The sequence below is a fragment of the Achromobacter aloeverae genome (assembly GCF_004121055.1).
Classification (GTDB): Bacteria; Pseudomonadota; Gammaproteobacteria; order Burkholderiales; family Burkholderiaceae_B; genus Bordetella_C; species Bordetella_C aloeverae.
Genome location: NZ_PYAL01000009.1, coordinates 1 through 19455, shown reverse-complemented (window position 1 = coordinate 19455; position 19455 = coordinate 1). Strand labels below are relative to the sequence as shown.

Annotated in this window: 19 protein-coding genes and 1 rRNA gene; 10 read left to right on the top strand and 10 right to left on the bottom strand. The window is 65.7% G+C overall.

The annotated features are described in order from the left end of the window. The first annotated feature begins 29 nt into the window (after window positions 1–29). From prpC to C7R54_RS25605, 4 genes are all read left to right on the top strand, one after another. Complete coding sequence (gene prpC, locus C7R54_RS25620; protein ID WP_129153754.1) at window positions 30–1208, top strand: bifunctional 2-methylcitrate synthase/citrate synthase; 1179 nt, start codon at window positions 30–32, stop codon at window positions 1206–1208. A 296-nt stretch (window positions 1209–1504) separates the two neighbouring features. Further along, window positions 1505–1897 carry a hypothetical protein gene (locus C7R54_RS25615; RefSeq protein ID WP_129153753.1) on the top strand — a complete coding sequence of 131 codons (393 nt, stop codon included), beginning with the start codon at window positions 1505–1507 and terminating at the stop codon, window positions 1895–1897. A gap of 107 nt (window positions 1898–2004) precedes the next feature. After that, window positions 2005–2664, top strand: a complete 660-nt coding sequence (locus tag C7R54_RS25610; RefSeq protein ID WP_129153751.1) for a glutathione S-transferase family protein — start codon at window positions 2005–2007, stop codon at window positions 2662–2664. A gap of 49 nt (window positions 2665–2713) precedes the next feature. Next, window positions 2714–3343 carry a glutathione S-transferase family protein gene (locus tag C7R54_RS25605; protein ID WP_129153749.1) on the top strand — a complete coding sequence of 210 codons (630 nt, stop codon included), beginning with the start codon at window positions 2714–2716 and terminating at the stop codon, window positions 3341–3343. Window positions 3344–3416: 73 nt separating this feature from the next. Here C7R54_RS25605 and C7R54_RS25600 read toward each other — a convergent pair whose 3' ends face one another. After that, entirely contained in the window at window positions 3417–4316 is a 900-nt protein-coding gene (locus C7R54_RS25600; RefSeq protein WP_129153747.1) for a LysR family transcriptional regulator, read from the bottom strand. Window positions 4317–4443: 127 nt separating this feature from the next. On the opposite strand from C7R54_RS25600, the gene C7R54_RS25595 reads away from it, so the two are divergent. Continuing rightward, window positions 4444–5844, top strand: coding sequence for an MFS transporter (locus tag C7R54_RS25595; protein ID WP_129153745.1), 1401 nt, complete (start codon window positions 4444–4446; stop codon window positions 5842–5844). A 57-nt stretch (window positions 5845–5901) separates the two neighbouring features. Here the strand turns inward: C7R54_RS25595 and C7R54_RS25590 are convergent, their stop codons facing one another. Genes C7R54_RS25590 through pcaH form a run of 3 tightly spaced genes read right to left on the bottom strand, consistent with a single transcriptional unit; the run spans window position 5902 to window position 8603 of the window. After that, a complete protein-coding gene (locus tag C7R54_RS25590) occupies window positions 5902–7311 on the bottom strand; it encodes a 3-carboxy-cis,cis-muconate cycloisomerase (RefSeq protein WP_129153743.1) in 1410 nt (469 codons plus the stop codon). A 13-nt stretch (window positions 7312–7324) separates the two neighbouring features. Then, complete coding sequence (gene pcaG / locus C7R54_RS25585) at window positions 7325–7897, bottom strand: protocatechuate 3,4-dioxygenase subunit alpha (protein ID WP_129153741.1); 573 nt, start codon at window positions 7895–7897, stop codon at window positions 7325–7327. A gap of 4 nt (window positions 7898–7901) precedes the next feature. Then, window positions 7902–8603, bottom strand: coding sequence for a protocatechuate 3,4-dioxygenase subunit beta (pcaH, locus tag C7R54_RS25580; RefSeq protein WP_129153739.1), 702 nt, complete (start codon window positions 8601–8603; stop codon window positions 7902–7904). A gap of 183 nt (window positions 8604–8786) precedes the next feature. Between pcaH and C7R54_RS25575 the strand changes: the two genes are divergently transcribed. Beyond that, window positions 8787–9716 (top strand): LysR substrate-binding domain-containing protein, encoded by a 930-nt coding sequence (locus C7R54_RS25575; protein ID WP_275669710.1) that lies wholly within the window; start codon window positions 8787–8789, stop codon window positions 9714–9716. On the opposite strand, the gene C7R54_RS25570 is transcribed toward C7R54_RS25575, so the two are convergent. Then, window positions 9709–10491 carry an IclR family transcriptional regulator gene (locus tag C7R54_RS25570; RefSeq protein WP_129153735.1) on the bottom strand — a complete coding sequence of 261 codons (783 nt, stop codon included), beginning with the start codon at window positions 10489–10491 and terminating at the stop codon, window positions 9709–9711. The genes C7R54_RS25575 and C7R54_RS25570 overlap by 8 nt on opposite strands. Before the next feature lie 137 nt (window positions 10492–10628). Between C7R54_RS25570 and C7R54_RS25565 the strand changes: the two genes are divergently transcribed. Further along, on the top strand, window positions 10629–12032 hold the full coding sequence (locus C7R54_RS25565) for an MFS transporter (RefSeq protein ID WP_129153733.1): 1404 nt from the start codon (window positions 10629–10631) through the stop codon (window positions 12030–12032). Between the two features lie 35 nt (window positions 12033–12067). Continuing rightward, window positions 12068–12508, top strand: coding sequence for a type II 3-dehydroquinate dehydratase (locus tag C7R54_RS25560; RefSeq protein ID WP_129153731.1), 441 nt, complete (start codon window positions 12068–12070; stop codon window positions 12506–12508). Window positions 12509–12517: 9 nt separating this feature from the next. On the opposite strand, the gene C7R54_RS25555 is transcribed toward C7R54_RS25560, so the two are convergent. From C7R54_RS25555 to C7R54_RS25540, 4 genes are read right to left on the bottom strand one after another with little or no spacing between them, the layout of a single operon-like run. After that, window positions 12518–13162 (bottom strand): hypothetical protein, encoded by a 645-nt coding sequence (locus C7R54_RS25555; protein WP_129153729.1) that lies wholly within the window; start codon window positions 13160–13162, stop codon window positions 12518–12520. 49 nt (window positions 13163–13211) lie between these two features. Beyond that, window positions 13212–15083, bottom strand: coding sequence for a TRAP transporter large permease (locus C7R54_RS25550; protein ID WP_129153727.1), 1872 nt, complete (start codon window positions 15081–15083; stop codon window positions 13212–13214). Next, complete coding sequence (locus tag C7R54_RS25545) at window positions 15080–16099, bottom strand: TRAP transporter substrate-binding protein (RefSeq protein WP_129153725.1); 1020 nt, start codon at window positions 16097–16099, stop codon at window positions 15080–15082. The genes C7R54_RS25550 and C7R54_RS25545 overlap by 4 nt, the downstream gene beginning before the upstream one ends. Window positions 16100–16146: 47 nt before the next feature. Continuing rightward, the gene (locus C7R54_RS25540; protein WP_129153723.1) at window positions 16147–16956 is read right to left on the bottom strand and encodes an IclR family transcriptional regulator; all 810 of its coding nucleotides are present in this window, start codon (window positions 16954–16956) and stop codon (window positions 16147–16149) included. Between the two features lie 288 nt (window positions 16957–17244). Between C7R54_RS25540 and C7R54_RS25535 the strand changes: the two genes are divergently transcribed. Both C7R54_RS25535 and ydiK read left to right on the top strand, forming a co-directional pair. Next, window positions 17245–17643, top strand: a complete 399-nt coding sequence (locus C7R54_RS25535) for a YchJ family protein (RefSeq protein WP_129153721.1) — start codon at window positions 17245–17247, stop codon at window positions 17641–17643. Between the two features lie 194 nt (window positions 17644–17837). Continuing rightward, entirely contained in the window at window positions 17838–19031 is a 1194-nt protein-coding gene (ydiK, locus tag C7R54_RS25530; protein WP_129153719.1) for an AI-2E family transporter YdiK, read from the top strand. A 75-nt stretch (window positions 19032–19106) separates the two neighbouring features. On the opposite strand, the gene rrf is transcribed toward ydiK, so the two are convergent. Next, a 5S ribosomal RNA gene (gene rrf, locus C7R54_RS25525) occupies window positions 19107–19219 on the bottom strand. Between the last annotated feature and the right edge of the window lie 236 nt (window positions 19220–19455).

Sequence of the window (19455 nt, the reverse complement as noted above, 5' to 3'; positions counted from 1 at the left end):
ACCCCACCGTCGAGGAAAGGAGCAGACAGATGAGCACCTCCAGCACCAAGGAAACCAAAGAGCAGGAAAAGCCGGGTTTCAAGCCGAAGAAGTCGGTGGCCTTGTCCGGCGTGGTGGCCGGCAACACGGCCCTGTGCACGGTGGGCCGCAGCGGCAATGACCTGCACTATCGTGGTTACGACATCCTGGACATCGCCGGCACCAGCGAGTTCGAGGAAATCGCCTACCTGCTGGTCCATGGCAAGCTGCCCAACAAGGCCGAACTGAAGGCCTACAAGCAGAAGCTGCGCGCCCTGCGCGGCCTGCCCGTGCAATTGCAGGTGGCGCTGGAAGCGCTGCCCGCGTCCAGCCACCCGATGGATGTCATGCGCACCGCCGTGTCGGTGCTGGGCTGCGTGCTGCCGGAGAAGGACGACCACAACACCCCGGGCGCGCGCGACATCGCCGACCGCCTGATGGCCAGCCTGGGTTCGGCCCTGCTGTATTGGTACCACTACAGCCACAACGGCCGCTCCATCGACGTGGAGACCGACGACGACAGCATCGGCGGGCACTTCCTGCACCTGCTGCATGGCAAGGAGCCGCCCGAGGAGTGGGTCAAGGCGATGCACACCTCGCTGATCCTCTACGCGGAGCATGAGTTCAACGCGTCGACCTTCACCTGCCGCGTCGTGGCCGGCACGGGGTCGGACATGTACTCGGCCATCACCGGCGGCATCGGCGCGCTGCGCGGCCCCAAGCACGGCGGCGCCAACGAAGTGGCGTTCGAAGTGCAAAGCCGCTACGACAATCCGGACGAGGCCGAGGCCGACATCCGCCGTCGCGTCGAGAACAAGGAAGTGGTGATCGGCTTCGGCCATCCCGTGTACACGGTCTCCGACCCGCGCAACAAGGTCATCAAGGAGGTGGCGCGCAAGCTGTCCAGGCAGGCCGGCACCACCAAGCTGTACGACATCGCCGAACGCCTGGAAACCGTCATGGCGGACATCAAGAAGATGTTTCCGAACCTGGACTGGTTCTCGGCCGTCAGCTACAACATGATGGGCGTGCCCACCGCGATGTTCACGCCCCTGTTCGTCATCGCGCGCACGGCCGGCTGGTCGGCCCACATCATCGAGCAGCGCGTCGACAACAAGATCATTCGTCCGACCGCCAACTACACGGGTCCGGAAGACCAGAAGTTCGTGCCGATCGAAAAACGCAAGTGATGGTAGCGGAGCCGGCCGCCCAGGCCGGCTCCTGTCGCATCGCCCCGGGACGACCCGACACCATGGTCCGCGGCTGGCGGGACGCCGCGCCGGGGGCCGGGGCAAGGGAAGGGAACGAAAAGGCAGGGGAAAGGCAGGGGAAAAAATGCGCGCGGCGTTGTATGCGTCAAACGGCCACGCAGCGCACGCCCCGCGATTTGCGGTTTTTATGGAGACTCCCTGTTTTTATGTAGGAGTTATGTAAGAGATCGGGTTACCCTGTCCGCTTCCTGAAAGCTGTCGAACTCCTGCTTCCCATGTCCTCCCCCGTGCTTGCCTACGCGATGATCGTCGCGTTCAATGTCTTCGTCGCCTGTTTCTTCATCGCCGCCGTCTCCCTCGCGACGATCTACCTGTTCAAGCTGAACGAGCTGAACGACACCATGCGGCACCCCTTGCTGGCCAAGCAGCCGTTCAAGAGGCTGCCGCGGTCGCTGCAGGCCGGCATCCTGCAGGACTATTTCCTGCACCTCTTCTTCCCGCGCCTGCAATTCGGCCTGTTCGGCTACGCCAACCGCGTGCTCGCGCACGTCGATCCCAAGAAGGTGCCCCTGCGCCTGAAGTGGCCGCTGATGGGCCTCTGGGCGGGCTGCTGGATAGGCCTGATCGCCATGATCGCGCTGTGGACGCTGATGCTGCTGCGCCGCTGACGCGAACGGCCTCCCTCCCCCACGCCGCCGCGATCGATGGCCACGACAAGGCCATTGCATCGCGGCGTCTTTGCGTTCAAGCTTGCCATTTTCGCGAGGAGACGCGTGTGATCAAGATCTGGGGCCGGGTGAACTCGGTCAACGTGCAAAAGGTCCTTTGGTGTTGCGATGAACTGGGCCTGCCCTACGAACGCATCGATGCCGGCCTGCAATTCGGCCGCAACAACGAGCCCGGCTACCTGGCCATGAACCCCAACGGCCGCGTGCCGACCCTGGAGGATGGCGATTTCTCCCTGTGGGAATCCAACTCCATCCTGCGCTACCTGGTGATGCAATATGGTGGGGCCGGCCATCCGGGGTCCGGCCGTCCGGCGGCCGGCCACGACCTGTACCCCGCCGAACCCCGCCTGCGCGCCAGTATCGACCGCTGGCTGGACTGGACCTTGTCCACCCTGCAACCGGCGGAGCGGTCCGTGTTCTGGGGCATGGTGCGCACGCCGGCGGCCGAGCGCGACATGCCCGCCATCCAGAAAGCGGCCGATGCCTGCGGCAAGCTGTGGCAGATGCTGGACGCTCACCTTGAAGGCCGCGAGTTCGCGGAAGGCAAGGCCTTCTCCATCGCCGACATCGTGCTCGGCGCCTACTGCCGCCGCTATCTGGGCCTGGACGGCATCGAGCGCCCGGCCTTGCCCCGCGTGCAAAAGTGGTACGAGGGCCTGCAACGGCGGCCCGCCTTCCAGCGCCATGTCGCACCCGCGCTGACCTGATGCGCTTGCAGCAAGGACAGCCCTGCCCCCTCACCGTAAAGCCCACGCAATGACCATCGAACTTCATACCTGGAATACCCCCAACGGCCGCAAGATCAGCGTCGCGCTGGAAGAAATGGGCCTGCCCTATACCGTGCATCCGGTCGATATCCGCCACGGCGAACAACACCAGCCGGCCTTCCTGCGCATCAGCCCCAACAACCGCATTCCGGCCATCGTCGATCCGGACGGCCCGGACGGCAAGCCGGTCAGCGTTTTCGAATCCGGCGCGATCCTGCTGTACCTCGGTGAAAAAACGGGCAAATTCCTGCCCGCCAAACTGGCCGACCGCATTCCGGTGCTGGAATGGCTGATGTGGCAAATGGGCGGTTTCGGCCCCATGCCCGGGCAGGCGCATCACTTCCTGGGCCTGGAGAACGAGGTCGACCGGCGCTACGGCGCGCAACGCTACGTGGCGGAGACCCGCCGCCTGTATGGCGTGCTGGATCGCCGCCTGGCCAACGTGGAATTCGTCGCGGGACCGCTGTCGGTGGCCGATTTCGCCATCGTCGGCTGGGCCTGGCGCCACGAGCGGCACCAGGTCGACCTCGCTGACTTTCCCAATGTGAAACGCTGGTATGAGGCCTTGATGGCGCGTCCCGGCGTCAAGCGCGGCTTCGAAGTGAAGCTGGACAAGTAAGGTCAGGGTTAATAAGCGTTAATAAGGTCAGCGCTAAGGTCCTCGACAAGGTCCGCGGCGAGGTCCGCGACGCTCAGCGCCTGCGCTCGCACAACGGCGGCGCGATGTCATCGGACGCGAACACGTCCACGATGGCATCGGCCACCGCCCGCACCCGGCCCGAGCGATGCAGATCGCCGTGCAGCACCATCCAGACATCGTAGTGCTCGGCGCGATCCGGCCAGACCCTTTTCAGGCGCGGATCCCCTTCCGCCAGGTAGACCGGCAGCTCCGCCAATCCCAATCCCGCTCGCACCGCCTCGCGCAGCACCAGGCCCGAATTCACTTCCATCGCCACCCGCGCATTCGCGCAAGGTTCGCCCGCCAACATGTCGGAACGACCGATCATGAACGCGCGTTGATAAATCACCACGGCATGTCCCTCGAACGCCGTGCCGCGGCGGGGTTCGCCGTGGGCCTTCAGGTAGGCCTTGCTGGCGTACAGGCCGATTTCGCGCCGAACCAGCCGCCGCGAGATCAGGTCCGGATTGTCCGGCCTCACATTGCGCACGGCGATGTCGGCGTCGCGCCGGGCCAGGTTGGTCAGTTGCAGGGACGTGGTCAGCACCACGCGCAGGTCCGGATGCGCGGCCTGCACTTTCTGCACCGCAGCAATCATCAAATGACTGCCTATGGTGTCCGACGTCGCCACGCGCACCGTGCCGGATACGCGCTCGTCGATGCCCTGGGTCTGGCGCACCAGCTGGTCCGCCGCGCGCTCCATGCCTTCGGCGGCCAGCAAGGCCAGCTCGCCGGCGGGTGTCGGCACATAGCCGTTCGAGGTGCGCAGGAACAGGCGCGCTTCCAGCGATTTTTCCAGCGCCGCCAGCCGCCGCCCGACGGTGGCCTGGTCGATTTGCAGCAAGGCGGCGGCCGCACGCAGCGTGCCGGTCCGATATACCGCCAGGAAGATGCGGGTGTTGTCCCAATCCATGTATATCCGTCCTCGCGCACTCCGCGTGTTGCGGTTTTTCCAGGTGATGCACAAGCAAATTTGCATTCCAGGCGAGCAATTCTACGTATATTTGCATCGTCCTGGCAGCAGTATGATGCGCTGCAAGATGAGCGCCTCCCCTACCTCAGCCCCCTCCTCCCTGCGCGGATCGGCCGCCGCGTCCGTCGGCCTGCTGCCGCTGATCACCCTTGCCATCGGTTTCGTCATGGCCATCCTGGACGTCACCGTGGTGAACGTCGCCCTGACGGATATCGCGCGCCAGCTGACCGTGCCGCTGGCGGGGCTGGTCTGGGTCGTCGACGGCTACACCCTCACTTTCGCCGCCATGCTGCTGGCCGGCGGCGGCCTGGCCGACCGTTACGGCGCCAAGACCTTGTACCTCAGCGGCCTCGCGGTGTTCGTGCTGGCCTCGGTGTTGTGCGGCCTGGCGCCCAGCGGCGGCACGCTGGTGGCCGCGCGCTTCCTGCAGGGCCTGGGCGCCGCCCTGTTCATGCCCAGTTCGCTGTCCCTGCTGGCCCATGCGTATCCGGACGAGACGGTGCGCCAGCGCATGCTGGGCATGTGGTCGGCCATCGTTTCGGTGGCCGCCGCCTCGGGGCCGCTGGTCGGCGGCATACTCATCGACCGCTTCGGCTGGCGCAGCATCTTTCTGGTCAACGTGCCGCTGGGCCTCGTCGGGCTGGTGCTGGCCAGCAAGGTCATCACGCCCGTGGCCCGGCATCCCAAGGCCATCAACTTCCTCAGCCACGCCCTGGGCATGGCCACGCTGGGCGCGGTCAGCTATGCCTTGATCCAGGGACCGGTGGATGGCTGGCTGTCCAGGCCCATCGTCGGCGCCGCCGTGCTGGCGATCGCGGCCGCCTGTGCCTTTGTCCTGCATGAACGCCGCAGCGTGGAGCCCCTGCTGCCGCGCGCGCTATTCGAAACCCCGCGCTTCGGCGCCGCCAACCTGCTGGGTTTCCTGATCAACTTCGGCGGCTTCGGGCAACTGTTCCTGCTCAGCCTGTTCCTGCAACAGGCGCGTCACGCCACGCCCCTGCAGGCCGGCATACAGCTGTTGCCCACCATCGCGGTCTATACGGTGGGCAACCTGGCGGTTCCCCATCTGGTCAGCCGCTTCGGCCCGCGCCATGCCCTGCTGGGCAGCATGATCAGTTGCACCGTGTTCGCGGCCTTGACGACGCTGGTGCTGCGGCCGGACACCGCCTACTGGATCTTCGCGCTGCTGCTGGCGCTGGCCAACCTGGGCGCGGGTGTCGCCGTTCCGGTCATGACGGCCACCGTCATGCAGGTGGCCGGGCGCATGCATTCCAACGTCGCCGCCGCCAGCCTGAACGCGAATCGCCAGATCGGCGTGCTGGTCGGCGTCGCGTTCATGGGCACCATCCTGCATGGCCAGGCCGATTGGGGGAGGGTCCTGCCCCTTGCCTTCGGGGCGATCACGCTGGTCTATCTGGCGGGGGCGAGCCTGGTCTGGCGTTACCTGGCCGCCCCGCAGCGCGGCTGAACCCCGCGCAAGCTTTGCGAACGAGCACACCGGCCCCGTCCCGCCGACGACAGAGACCTAGGGAGCGCCGTCCTGCGCGCCGCGCGCAGCCTGCCACTCCGTCAACACCGCATCCACGTATCGCGCGGCCTGTCCCGTGTAGCGGGTCGGGTCGGCCAGCTGTTCCAAGTCCGCGTCATCCAGCAAGCCGGCGAGTGCGGGATCGGCGGCGAGACGCTTGCGCAGCGCGTCGAGCAAAGTCACGTTCGCGGCAACGGCGTCCCGGGACGCGCATTCCACCAGATGATGCGCGGGCAGGCGCCCCAGGCGCTGGCCCAGGGCCAGCATGTATGCCTCGCCCAGGATCAGGCCACCGGTGAGGTCGAGATTCGCGCGCATGCGGGCCGCGTCGACCTCCAGTCCCGCGATGATCTCGCCCATCTGCCGCAGCGCGCCCGCGGTCGACGCCACGATGTCGGGCAAGGTGTCCCATTCGGCCTGCCAGCCGCCCAGCGCGCGCTCATGCTCCTGCGGCATCGCGCTGAACATGGTCGACACCAGGGCCGGCACGCGCGTCGCGATGGCCAGCACGGCGGCGCATCCCACGGGATTGCGCTTATGTGGCATGGTGCTGGATCCGCCTCGCCCAGCGCCCGCCGGTTCCGCCACTTCGGCGACCTCGGTCTGCATCATCAGCGAGATATCGCGCGCCATCTTGCCCAGGGTGCCGCATAGCATGCCCAGCGTGCTGGCAACTTCCACGAGACGGTCGCGATGGGTGTGCCAGGGCAAGGCCGGCGGCGCCAATGCGAGCTCCCCGGCCAGGCATGCCGCGACGTCCGGGGCCGTCGGTCCCAGGCTGGCCAGCGTTCCCGCTGCCCCGCCGAATTGCAATACGCGGACGCGGCCGCGTGTGTCCTGAAGACGCATGAGGTCGCGGCGCAGGGCGTCGAGCCAGCCGGCGGCCTTCAGGCCGAAGGTCGTGGGCAAGGCATGCTGCTGCCACGTGCGCGCCACCATGACGGTGTCTCGATGCCGGCGTGCAAGACCGGCGCAGTCGTCCGCCAGGCGTGTCAGCCGCCCGTCCTGGATGCGCAGGGCGTCGACCAGTTGCAGCACCAGCGCGGTATCCAGGATGTCCTGGCTGGTCGCGCCCCAGTGCACGTAGCGGCCGGCGGTCTCGTCGCGCGCCGCGACGGCGGCGGTCAACTGCTTGACGAAGGGGATCGCCAGGTTACCCACGCCTATCGCGCCCTGGGCCAGGGCTTCCGCGTCGATGACAGGCTGGCGCCCGCCGTCTTCAGGCTGCGCGCAGACGTCGGCTATCGTTGCCGCGGCGGCGGCCGGGATCACGCCGCAACGCGCTTCAGCGCGCGCCAGGGCGCCCTCGACGTCCAGCATGCGGCGTATCAGGCCCGCCCCGGAAAAGATCTCCATCACGTCCGGGCTGCCGAACATCGGAGCGGTCAAGCCGGTGTGAGCAGGCATAGCGCCCCCTTGCTCAAATGTCGAAGAAGACGGTCTCGCCTTCGCCTTGCAACACGATGTCCCAGCGCAAGGCCCCATCGTCGCCCCGGCGCGCGACCAACGTGTCGCGGCGCGCCGGCGGCACAAGGCGCAGGACGCCATCGTTCGCGTTGGCGGCGGCTTCGTCCGGAAAGTACATCCGGGTCGCGACGTGCTTGAGCAGGCCGCGCATGAAGACCGACACCAGGATATGCGGCGCCTGCGGCACGCCATGCACGTCCGGCACCGCGCCCGGCTTGACGGTGATGAAGCGGAACGATCCGTCGGGGCCAGTGGGTACGCGGCCAAAACCGGTAAACCCGTCGACCAGCGGCAAGTGCGTACGCTCGTCCTCCGGATGCCGGTAGCGGCCGTTCGGATTGGCCTGCCAGATCTCCACCATGCCGTCCGGGACGGGCGCGCCCTGTCCGTCCAGGACACGGCCCTCGATGACGATGCGGGAATCTCGCAGTCCGGGCGCGTCGCCCGTCAGGTCATCGCAATAACGATCGGCCAGGCCGATGTGGAGATAGGGGCCGACGGTCTGGGATGCGGTGGCGTATAACATGTTCTCACTCCATCGGCGTGGCGTCGCGGCCGCGCAGCACGATATCGAAACGGTAGCCGAGCGCATGCTCGGGTTGCGTGGTCTCCCAGTCGAAGGCAGCAACCAGCCGGTCGCGGGCCTTGGCATCCGGCACGCAGTTGAAGATGGGGTCGTAGGCCAGCAGGGGATCGCCCGGAAAGTACATCTGCGTCACCAGGCGGGTCGCATAGGCCCGCCCGAACAGCGAGAAATGGATGTGCTGGGGGCGCCAGCCGTTGTAGTGGTTGCGCCAGGGATAGGCGCCAGGCTTGATGGTCTTGAACTGGTAGCGTCCCTGGTCGTCCGTCACGACACGGCCTTCACCGGAAAAGTGCGGATCGAGCGGAGCGTCATGCTGGTCGCGCTCGTGGACATAACGGCCGGCGGCGTTGGCCTGCCATATTTCGATCAGGGCATGCGGAACCGGGCGGCCGTTTTCATCCAGCACGCGGCCGCTGACCAGGATGCGTTCGCCGATGGGTTCGCCGCCATGCCCGACGGTGAGGTCGTTGTCATCGCGTTGGACGAAGGACGTATCCAGCCCGGGGCCCGTCACTTCGGACAGGCTTTGCGGCAAGGCAATGAGCGGCTGTTGCGGCGACCGGAATCGCGTCGACCCGTAAGGGTCGAAACGATATTCGGGCTGTGTATCCCAATAGGGACGGCGGTATTGGGCTGGACGCGTCATCGCACGTGTCTCCGTTTTTCTGTTGTCGAATGCGGCGGGTTAGAAACTATGGCTTGCCCGATAATTCATGTAAATTGAGTTTTTCTGCTATTTGCATGAATATTCATTATGAAAAGCAGCAGCTCAGTCGGCAGCAGCTCAGTTGGCAGCAGGTCAGCCGGCAGCAACCCGGCCGGCAACGGCGTGTCCGGCCTGTTCCGCTCCCGCGTGCGCTTGCGCCATCTCCAATGTTTCGTGACGGTCGCCCAAACCGGGCACCTGGGACGGGCCGGCGACCAGCTGGGACTGACCCAACCCGCCGTGTCCAAGACGCTTACGGAACTCGAAGCGATGACGGGCACGCGCCTGCTGGCGCGGCACCGCGCCGGCACGTCGCTCACGGCGGAGGGCATGCGCCTGCTAAGGCACGCGCTGCGTGTGCTGGAAGGACTGGACGCCGCCGCGGACAGCCTCGATGAACGGGGCGCGCGCCCAGCCGAGTGCGTGCGTGTCGGCGCCTTGCCCAGCATCGTGCCGGCGCTGCTGCTGGACGTCGTCAACCGATACCGGCAGCGGCATCCGGACGTGACCCTGACCGTCAGCACGGGAATGAATCGCCTGCTGATCGATCGCCTGAAGGCGGACGTCTTCGACCTGGTGCTGGGCCGCATGGACGACCCTGCCGCAATGGAGGGGCTATGGTTCGAATCGCTAGGGCCGGAGCCCTTGTTGTTCGCCGTCGGCGCCGGCCACCCGCTGGCGCGGTCCTCCGCCACCCTTGCCGACGTTCTGCGCTGGCCGCTGGTGGTGCCCGCCCATGGCTCCATTCCGCGGCATAGCCTTGAGAGCCTGCTGGCACGGCATGGGCTGGCCTTGCCCAACGGCTGCCTTGAAACGGCGGATGCCTACCTGGGCAACCTGGTGACGCGGACGACGGACAGCGTATGGGCCGCGCCGACGTCAGCGATCAAGCGCCTGGCCGCTGAAGGAGAGCTGGCCGTGCTGCCCATCTCGACGCAAGGCACCGAGGAGCCGATCGGGTTGTTGCGCCGCGCGGACCGCGCCCTGCATCCTTCGGCGGAGGCCTACGCGCGCGAAGTCCGGACCATCGCGGCCGCCGCCCACGCTACTTGAAGCGCTCGAACAGCGGCGACGCGTGGCTGGCCGCCGCCAGTTCCGCGGCCGCCGCCAACAGGGCCGGTCCCAGCGCCGCCATCCGTTTCTCGTCCAGCCTGATCCGCGGGCCGGCGATGCTGATCACCCCGGTGGCCGGATAGCCCTTGCGCCGAATAGGCGCCGCCATGGCGGTCATGCCCGGCGCGAAAACCTCGACGATGGTTGCATAGCCGCGTTCGCGGGCGGCATGCAGGAAGGCCAGCAAGCCGTTGATGGTGGTGGGCGCCGCGGGCCCGAAATCCTCGGGCTGGCCGAACCCCTGCCGGCTCACCAGCTCCACTGCGCGTTCATCGGTCATCGTCATCATCCACGCGTGGCCGGTCGCCGTGCAGGACAGGCGGGTATCCATGCCCATGTCCGGATCGTATTTCAGGCCCTTGACCGCGCCCTGCGCCTTGGCCACCCAGGTGATGCGATCGCCGTCGACGAGGGCCATGCGCACCAGTTCGCCGGAGGCTTCCGCCAGGCGATCCAACGTCGTCTGCGCCATGTCGACGATGCCGGACGTGCTGAGGAAACTCAAGCCCAGGCCCACCAGCTTGGTGGTCAGGACATAATCGCCGTGCTCGCGCAGCTGCCGCACATAGCCATGGGCCTTGAGATCCGTCAGCAGGCGGTGGCAGGCGCCGCGAGGAATGTCCAGTTCGTCCGCGATATAGGCCAGGGGCGTGCCTCCGACCTGTCCCGCGAGCAGTTCGAGTATGGCCAACGTGCGTGCCATGACGCCACTCATCGGCTGTCTCCTTGGATTGCAGTCTGATTTTTTCGCATTGTGGCATGCGATTCCACTTCGGAACAGGGTTCCGAATCCGTCATTAAGATCCTCACCGCAACAACAACAAGATCGCGATTACAGGACAGGAGACAGGAATGAACCACAACTCGGCACAGGGAAGCGACAGCGCCATGCAGACGCGCGCGGTGACCGCCGCGACGATAGGCACCGCGCTGGAATGGACGGATTTCGCGCTGTATGGCGCGTTGGCCGCCACCGTTCTGCCCAAATTGTTTTTTCCCGCGATGGATCCGACATCCTCGCTATTGGCGTCGTTGGCCACGTTCGGCGTCGGCCTGGCCGCAAGACCGCTGGGCGCTGTCATCTGCGGCTCGCTGGGCGACAAGTTCGGCCGCCGTAATCTCATGCTGGCAACCGTTTCGGTCATGGGCCTGTCGTCCTTCCTGATGGGACTGCTGCCCACCTACGCCCAGATAGGCGTGTGGGCGCCCATCCTCCTGGTCTTGCTACGCATCGTGCAAGGTTTCGCGCTGGGCGGCGAATCCACCGGCGGCCAGTTGATGGCCATCGAACACGCCAGCCCGGACCGGCGCGGCAAATACTCGGGCCTGCTGGGCATCTGCTCCCCCGTCAGCCAGATCGTCGCCAACGCCGTGCTGTTCGGCCTGTCCGCGTCGATGTCGGCGCAAGCGTTCGAGGCCTGGGGATGGCGCGTTCCGTTCCTGCTCAGCTTCCTGCTGGTGATCGTCGGCGTGTACATCAGGCTGAAGGTGCACGAAACGCCGGCGTTCGTCGAGATGCAGCGGTCGGGTAACGTCGCCAAGGTCAGCAATCCCCTGCGCGATGCGGTGCGTTTCCACTACAAGCCGCTCATCAGATGGATGCTGTTTTTCTGCGGTCCGGCAGCCTTGTTCTACCTGATCGTGGTGTTCTCCCTCAGCTACATCACCAAGACCTTGAACGTGCCCAAGCAGGACGGCTTCATGCTGCTGATGGGCGCCAATGTGTTCGCGATCGGCGGCGCCCTGCTGGGCGGCATGCTCAGCGACCGCATCGGCCGCAAGAAAGCGTTGGCCATCGGGTCGATCGCGACCCTCCTGATCTCCCTGGTCTATTTCTCGGTGCTGGACACCCGCAGCTTTGTGCCCATGCTGTTGATCATGGGCCTGTTCCTGGGCTTTACCCAGTACCAGAGCGGCATCCAGCCCGTGGCCTTCGCCGAGGCCTTTCCCACCAATGTGCGGTATTCGGGGTCGGCACTGGCATATACCGGCGCGAATCTTCTCACCGGCGGCCCCATGCCCATGGTGGCGGTCTGGTTGCTGTCCATCAGCAACGGGTCGCCATGGGCGGTGGTGGCGCTGTGCGCGTCATTGAACCTGATTTCGCTGATTGCCATCCTCTGGGGGCCCGAAACGCGGGGCATAGACATGAATCGCGCCGATTCCTCGTCCCGCCTGGCGGGTAGCGCAGGCCAGGCGCCCTTGTCGTCGCCAGGCGCCATCGATAGCGGCACCCGCCTGGGCAACAGCCGTTGAACCAACATCCATCACTACACGCAAAGCAGGCCATCATGTCCGAACTCGTTTACGTCCTCAACGGCTCCAACCTCAACATGCTCGGCAAGCGCGAGCCGCATCTGTATGGGCACACCACGCTGGCGCAGGTCGAAGCCGACGTCACGGCGCTGGCGGAAACATTGGGTCTGCGTTGCGACTTTCGCCAGACCAATAGCGAGGCCGAAATGGTCGGCTGGCTGCAGGAGGCCTATGAAAAGGACGCCGGCGTCGTCCTCAATCCGGCCGGGTTCTCGTTTTTCTCGGTTCCCGTGCTGGATGCGGCCAAGCTGCTGGTCCGTCCCCTGGTCGAGGTCCACATCACCAATATCCACAAGCGCGAGGAACTCTATCGCCACTCGCTCATTTCCACGGTGGCTACCGGCGTCATCGCGGGATTGGGCGTGCAGGGCTATGCCTTGGCGCTGCACGCCATGGCGCAGCTGCTGCGGTCATAGGCCCCGTCCTCACCCGATGTCCGAGCGCAAGGCGGAGTGGGATAGCGTGTACAGGTTCACCGCCGGCGCCCCGATCGCACCCAGCGCAATCAGCGCGGTCTCGTTCAAGTGCCCGGCGGCAGCCGCCCGCAATGCCGCTTCGTCGTAGCCTGTCAGCAGCACCACGGCATCGACGGTCTGGTCTGGCGCCTTGCGGATTTTCTGTTCCGTGGTCTGCGCGATCTCCGGCGCCTCGTGCCTGAACAGGTGCGCGCCGGTCAGGCCTGCTTGCCCGGGCAGGCAGGCCAGCGCTTCGCGCAGTCCCGCGCACAGACGCTCCACACCGCGTGCGCCGTCCGCCATCAACCGGACAGTCAATGCATGCCGCGCGGTAAGGCTGCCGTACGTGGCAAGCACGTGGGACTGGCTGCGCACCATGTCCTGGTGATAAGGCATCAGCTTGCGCGACCAGGGCGTGGGAGCGTTGAGCCGGCCCAGGTAGGCGGCCGATGACAGGACCGCATGCGTGTCCAGTTCATAGATCACGAAAACGCCGGCGCCGCCATGCGCATCGGTCCATCGCGTGCTGCGCAGAAACCCCGGCACGCCGAGCCGTTCCGGAAAGTGCTCGTGCGTATGCCAATCCTCGAACTCCGACCTCATGGAATCGGCCATGTTCCACCACATGGCCAATGCTGCCTTTCCTAATAGAGCCATATCGCCGTCACTTGATGAATATCGTTGAAACCGCCGGCACCGCTGCGATCACCAGCAAGCCAAGAACCAGTACCGCGAGATAACGTCCCATATGGCGTATGACGGCGTCAGGCGTGACCTTGCCGATGGCGCGGGCCGCGTAGAACCCGATCCCGAAAGGCGGCGCGAACAGGCCTATGCTCATCGCGACCACGACGACCATGGCGTAGTGCACGTCGTTGATGCCGAAGCTATGCGCGACCGGCAACAGCAAGGGAGCGAACAGGAGTATCGCCGGTATGCCTTCCAGGATATTGCCCAGGAGCAGGAAGACCACCACCGTGATCGCGAGGAAGCCATAAGGACCGCCGGAGATCGCGGTCATCGCGCGCGCCAGGTCGTTGGAGAAGCCCGACTGCGTCAGCGCCCATGCCATGCCCGTGGCCGTGCCGATCACGAAGAGGATGGCGCCGGACAGCGCGGCGGTCTCGACCAGGGCCGGATAGAAGCGGCGCCACTGGACAGGGCGATAAATGAGGATGCTGACCCCTAGCGCATAGACGATGCCGATCGTCGATACCTCCGTCGCCGTGGCAACGCCTTCCACCACCGCCCATCGGATGACGAAGGGCAGCGCAATGGCCGGCAGCGCGGCCAGGAACGTGCCGTGTATGGCGCGCCAGTCAGGCCGGCTCTCGGCAGGGGCCGGCTCGGCGCGGGCCCGCACGAAAGTAAGCATGGCAAGAAAGACCGCGAGCAGCAGCGCGGGCAAGAGGCCGGCGGCGAACAGGCTGGCAATGGAGATCCCGGTGACCGATCCCAGCGTGATCAGGACGATGCTGGGCGGTATCGTGTCGGCCATGGCCGCCGAGCAGGCCAGCAGCGCGACCAGGTCGCCGTCCTTGGCGCCGCGTCGCCGCATCTCGGGAAACAGGCCGGGCGCGATCGCGGCCATGTCGGCGACCTTGGAGCCGGAAATGCCCGAGACAAGAAGCATGGCCACCAGCAGCACGTAATAGAGGCCGCCGCGCACGAATCCGAGCAAGGCCGCGAGAAAGGCGATGATGGAACGGGCAAACCCGGTAACGTCGATCAGCAGGCCCAGGAAGATGAACAGCGGGATGGCCAGCAGCAAGGGTTGGGACATTCCCTGGTCGAGCCGGTTGACCACGACACTCATGGGCGTGGTCGTCGTCAGCAAAAGATAGCTCAAGGTCGCGATGCCGAAGGAAAAGCCGATGGGCACGCCGATGAAGATGGCGGCCCCGACGATCGCGACAAAAAATACGAACAAATTGAAGTTGCCGATCTTGACGAGCCAGGGCGCGATCGCCCATAGCCCGGCGCCCAACGCAGCCAGGCCCACGGCCGCCGCCACCGTCGCCAGCAGCAGCCTGCTCTTGGCCGCCTGCAGCACGACCGTCACCAGCAGCAGAATGACGCCAAGCTCGATGCCGAATACACGCCAGCTGGACGGCACGCCCAGATTGGGCAGCACGGCGTAGGATTCGTCCTCGACGTAGTCCATGGCGGGCCGCAGGAGCAGGCAGAGGGTGGCAAAGACCACGGCCATGACAATCGCGCGCAACACGACCTGGATGCCGGGCCGGGTGCCCCGGCTCAAGGCGCCGAAGGCCAGGTGCTCACCCCTGCGCAGCGCGATCGCCGCGCCCAGCATCCCGAGCCAGAGAAACAGGCTGCCGGCCAGTTCGTCCGACCAGACGATGGGGCTGTGCAAGGCGTAGCGCGCGACGACGCCGGCGAACAGCAGGCACACTTCGGCCACGATGAGCGCCGCGGCCGCGCCATCCACCACGCGCCCCAGCCCTGCGTCCATTCTTTCCAGCCACGACGCGGCGCCATCGCGGTCCGCGGCATGGGACGCGGACGCGCAACTCATGCCAGCGCCCCGCCGGCGGCTTGCTCCAGCACTTTCCAGGCAGCGTCGCCGAACTTCTTGCGAGCCTCGGTGTAATAGCCGGAGGCGGTGAGTTTCTTGCGGAAGCTGTCGACGTCCACAGCATTGAAGGCCACGCCGCCCTTGGCGATGGCGTCCTTATAGGACTGCTCCTGGTCCGCCAGGTCCTTGCGCTGCGCCAACCCGGCTTCATTCAGCCGCTTCTCGACGATCTCCTGCAGATTGCCGGGCAGGTTGCGCCAGACACGCCCATTGATCAAGACCCAGTTGCCTTGCCAGATGTGGTTGGTCAGGGAGCAATGCTTCTGCACTTCGTAGAACTTCGACGTGACGATGACGCCCAGGGGATTTTCCTGGCCGTCGACGATGCGCGTCTGCAAGGCAGGATAGACCTCGTTGAACTGGATGCTCGTGGGCGCGGCCCCCAGGCCTTTGAACAGATCGACGTAGGCGGCGGCGCCGGGGACCCGTATCTTCATCCCGGCGATGTCGTCGACGGTCTTGATGGCGCGGGTGGACGAGGTCACTTGGCGGAAACCATAGTCCCACACCGTGGCCGGCGCGTAGAGATTGGCCTGCTTGAGCGCGCCCCGGATCAAGGTCCCCAGGTCCCCGTCCATGCCCTTCATCACGGCGGCGGAGTCCTTGAACACGAAACCGACGCCGTCGAGCGCAGCCATGGGCACCACGCTGGACGCGATCAATCCGCCGACGACGAACATCTCCACGGCGCCGGACCGAACCTGGTTGAGCAGGTCGACTTCGCCGCCCAACTGGTTGTTGGGGAAAAGGCGCAGCTCGACGCGGCCGTCCGTGTCCTTGGCGATGTGATCGGCCGCCTGCTGCAGACGCAGGTTGGTGGGGTGGGTGGCAGCCAGCGGATGCGCGACCTTGAAGACATACTCCGCGGCGCGGGCGCGCGACGCGAAGGGCAGGCTCAGCACCGGAGCGGCAGCAAGCGCGCCGAGCAGGTTGCGGCGTGTGTGTAGTCTGGTCATTTTTGTCTCCGTTATCGGTTTATTGACCAAGCGTTGCTAGGGGGAAGTCAGTGTTTGCGCGTCGGCAAGGGCTGGCTGGGACGGCGCTGGAAGATGGGGGAAACGGCGCTGGCCGCGCTCAGTTCGTCCGCCGTCTGGACCAGGTCGCGGCTCAGTGCATCCATGCGTTCCTGGGTGAGGCGATTCATGGGACCGGCGACGATGAGAACGGCGAGCACCTCCTGGCCCGGGCCGTAGACAGGCGCCGCCATGGAACTCATGCCGGGCAGGAAGACATTGATGGTGGTGGCGTAGCCGCGCTTGCGCGTCGCGCGCACCTGCGTCATCAAGGCCTTGATGCTGGTGGGCGCGTCCGGTCCGAAGTCCTTGGGATCGCCCATGCCCTGCGTGGCGATGAGCCGCAACGCTTCCTCTTCCGTCTTGTGCCCCAGCCAGACCAGGCCGGCCGCGCTGCAGGACAGCATGACGGGCTGCCCCATCTCGGGGTCATAGCGCAGGCCCACGGTGGCGCCCTGCGCCTTGGCGACGTAGATGAGCTGATCGCCGTCCACCACGGCCAGGCGCACCAGTTCGCGGCTAGTCGCGGCCAGACGTTCCAGTATCGGCTGGGCGACGTCGACGATGCCCCCGGAACTGAGGTGACGCAAGGCGAGCGAGACGATCTGCATCGTCAACGTGAATTCGCCGTGGCGTTCGTCCTTGCGCACGTAGCCGATGGCGATCAAGTCATTGAGCAGGCGATGTGTGGCGCTGAGGGGGATGTCCAGCTTCTCCGCCAGTTCGGACAGGGTCCTGCCATCACGGTGGTAGGACAGCTCCTGAAGTATGGCGAAGGAGCGTTCGATGATATTGCTCATGGGCGTGCGTCGAAGGTGGGAGATGTGCCGCCATTCTATGGAAGTCGTTTCCATTTTGGAAGGACTTTCCAAGCTCAATCGCGATATCCGGCACTGGTATTTACCCTGGGCACGCCCGCCCGCCGGCCGCACCTGGCAGCAGCGCCGGCGGCGGCGAAAGACTTTACGGTATCGTCATGACCGGGATTCCGCCTTAGGATTCCGCCTTAGGATTCCGCTTCCTGGATTTCGCTTTCCGACTTTGCTTTCAATGCCACGCGGCTCCTGAAGCGTGGCTCGCTCACTACCATGCCTACCAAGAACCCTGCTTGCCCCTGCGGCAGCGGCCATGCCTACGCAGCGTGCTGCGGCCGCTGGCACGGTGGCGCGTCTCATCTGCGCGCCCCCGATGCCCAGGCGCTGATGCGGTCGCGCTATAGCGCCTTCGTGCTGGACCTCACCAACTATCTGCGCGACACGTGGCATCCCTCCACCCGCCCGACGGATATCGAACCGTCGCCACCGGGACTGAAGTGGCTGGGGCTGACGGTCAAGCGCCATGAGATCCAGGACGCCACGCACGCCACGGTCGAGTTTGTCGCGCGCAGCCGGTGGCAAGGCAAAGGCGAAAGGCTGCACGAGACCAGCCGTTTCGTGCTGGAAGATGGCCGCTGGTTTTATGTGGATGGCGACATCCATGACCGCTGAAAGGTGACGGCAAGGAGCCACGGGGCGCAGGTGGCCGGCCACCACGGCCGCGGTGCCGAGGGGTGCAGGTGCAGGCGTGCGTGGCCCCGGCATGGACCAAAGCCGTATGGATAGTCCGGCCAGACTCAGGCACCATATACCTGCCCTGCTGGCGGCCAAACGTGCCGCCACGTCACGAAAAGGGGGGAATCCGCATGGCCATGCGCCCTCGCGACGACGTCGCTCGCAGCTTCTTTCTGGTCGTGGTGCTGTCGGCCTTGCTCGCCGGCAGCGTGTACATCCTGCGGCCCTTTCTCCCCGGCCTGATCTGGGCCGGCACGATCGTCGTAGCCACCTGGCCCCTGCTGCTGTGGCTGCAGCGCCGTGTGGGCAACCGGCGCTGGCTGGCGGTGCTCATCATCATGGCATGCCTGCTGGTAGTCATGGTCTTGCCGCTGTACCTGACGATAGACACGTTCGCGGAACGGGCCAACGACATCGTGGGCGCCATACGCCGGCTGCCAACCTATACCCTGTTTCCTCCCCCATCCTGGCTCCGCGAAGTGCCGCTGGTCGGCCCGCGTGCAACGGTCGAATGGCAGCGTCTTTCGGATGTCGGGCCCGGCGGCCTGCTGGCCCGCGTGGAACCGTATCTGACGATGGCGGCCCGTTGGGTCCTGGGTCACGCCGCGGTGGTGGGCGCGTTCGCCGTCCACATGGTCATCACACTGGTTTTCGCCGGGATTTTGTATGTGCGGGGCGAGGTGGTGGCCAGCTTCATCCGCGACGGCGCCGTGCGGCTGGCCGGGCCGGGCGGGGAAGTCGCCGTGGTACTGGCAGGCCAGGCGATACGCGCGGTGGCCATGGGCATCGTGCTGACCGCAGCCGCCCAGACGGCGCTGGGTGGCCTTGGACTCTGGGTAGCCGGCGTGCCGGTTGCCGGCATTCTCACAGCCGTCATGCTGCTGCTTTGCATTGCCCAGATAGGGCCCCTGGTGCCCATGCTGGCCGGCGTCATTTTCCTGTACCGGGCAGATGCCAACATCGCGGCCACCTTGCTTTTGTTGTGGTCCATCGTGGTGGGAACCATGGATAACGTCATGCGGCCCTGGCTGATCAGCCGCGGCGTGCGCATATCGCTTCTGCTCATCCTGTGCGGCGTGATCGGCGGCCTGCTGGCGTTCGGACTGGTGGGATTATTCATCGGGCCCGTGGTCCTGGCCGTCACGCAAGCCATGCTGCGTGCCTGGGTGCAGGGGACGCCACTGGTTTCCGAAACGCTACAGGCCGCGGACGCCAAGGCGAGTAGCTCGCAGGACCTGTCCAGCTCGCCCGGCATTCCGCCTTTGGCTACATTGCATCATTCGGCCGAGCCCCCTGTTACGCCGGAGGGGAAAGGGCCCAGCTGAACGGTGGCCCGCGCACATTCCGTCCGCCCAAAGACAAACCCCCGCTGGATTACCAGCGGGGGTTTGAGGATAAGAGCCTGACGATGACCTACTTTCACAGACGTCCGTCCACTATCATCGGCGCAAAGTCGTTTCACTGTCCTGTTCGGGATGGGAAGGAGTGGGACCAACTCGCTATGGTCGTCAGGCGTAAGGGGTTGCATGTCGTGGGCCGGGGGTGAGCCCGTCACGGCATGCCAATCTGGGAAGAAGCTAACGCTTTGTGTTCGTTCTGTATTCGGTGTGGGTTGCGATCGCCGCACGCGATGTCATATCTCGCTATGACAACTGCTTGGATGCATTGAATCGTTGGGGTTGTTGGTGCCCGATGCCGAGGAGTCTTCACTCGTACACCAGACCAACCATCAGGGTTATAGGATCAAGC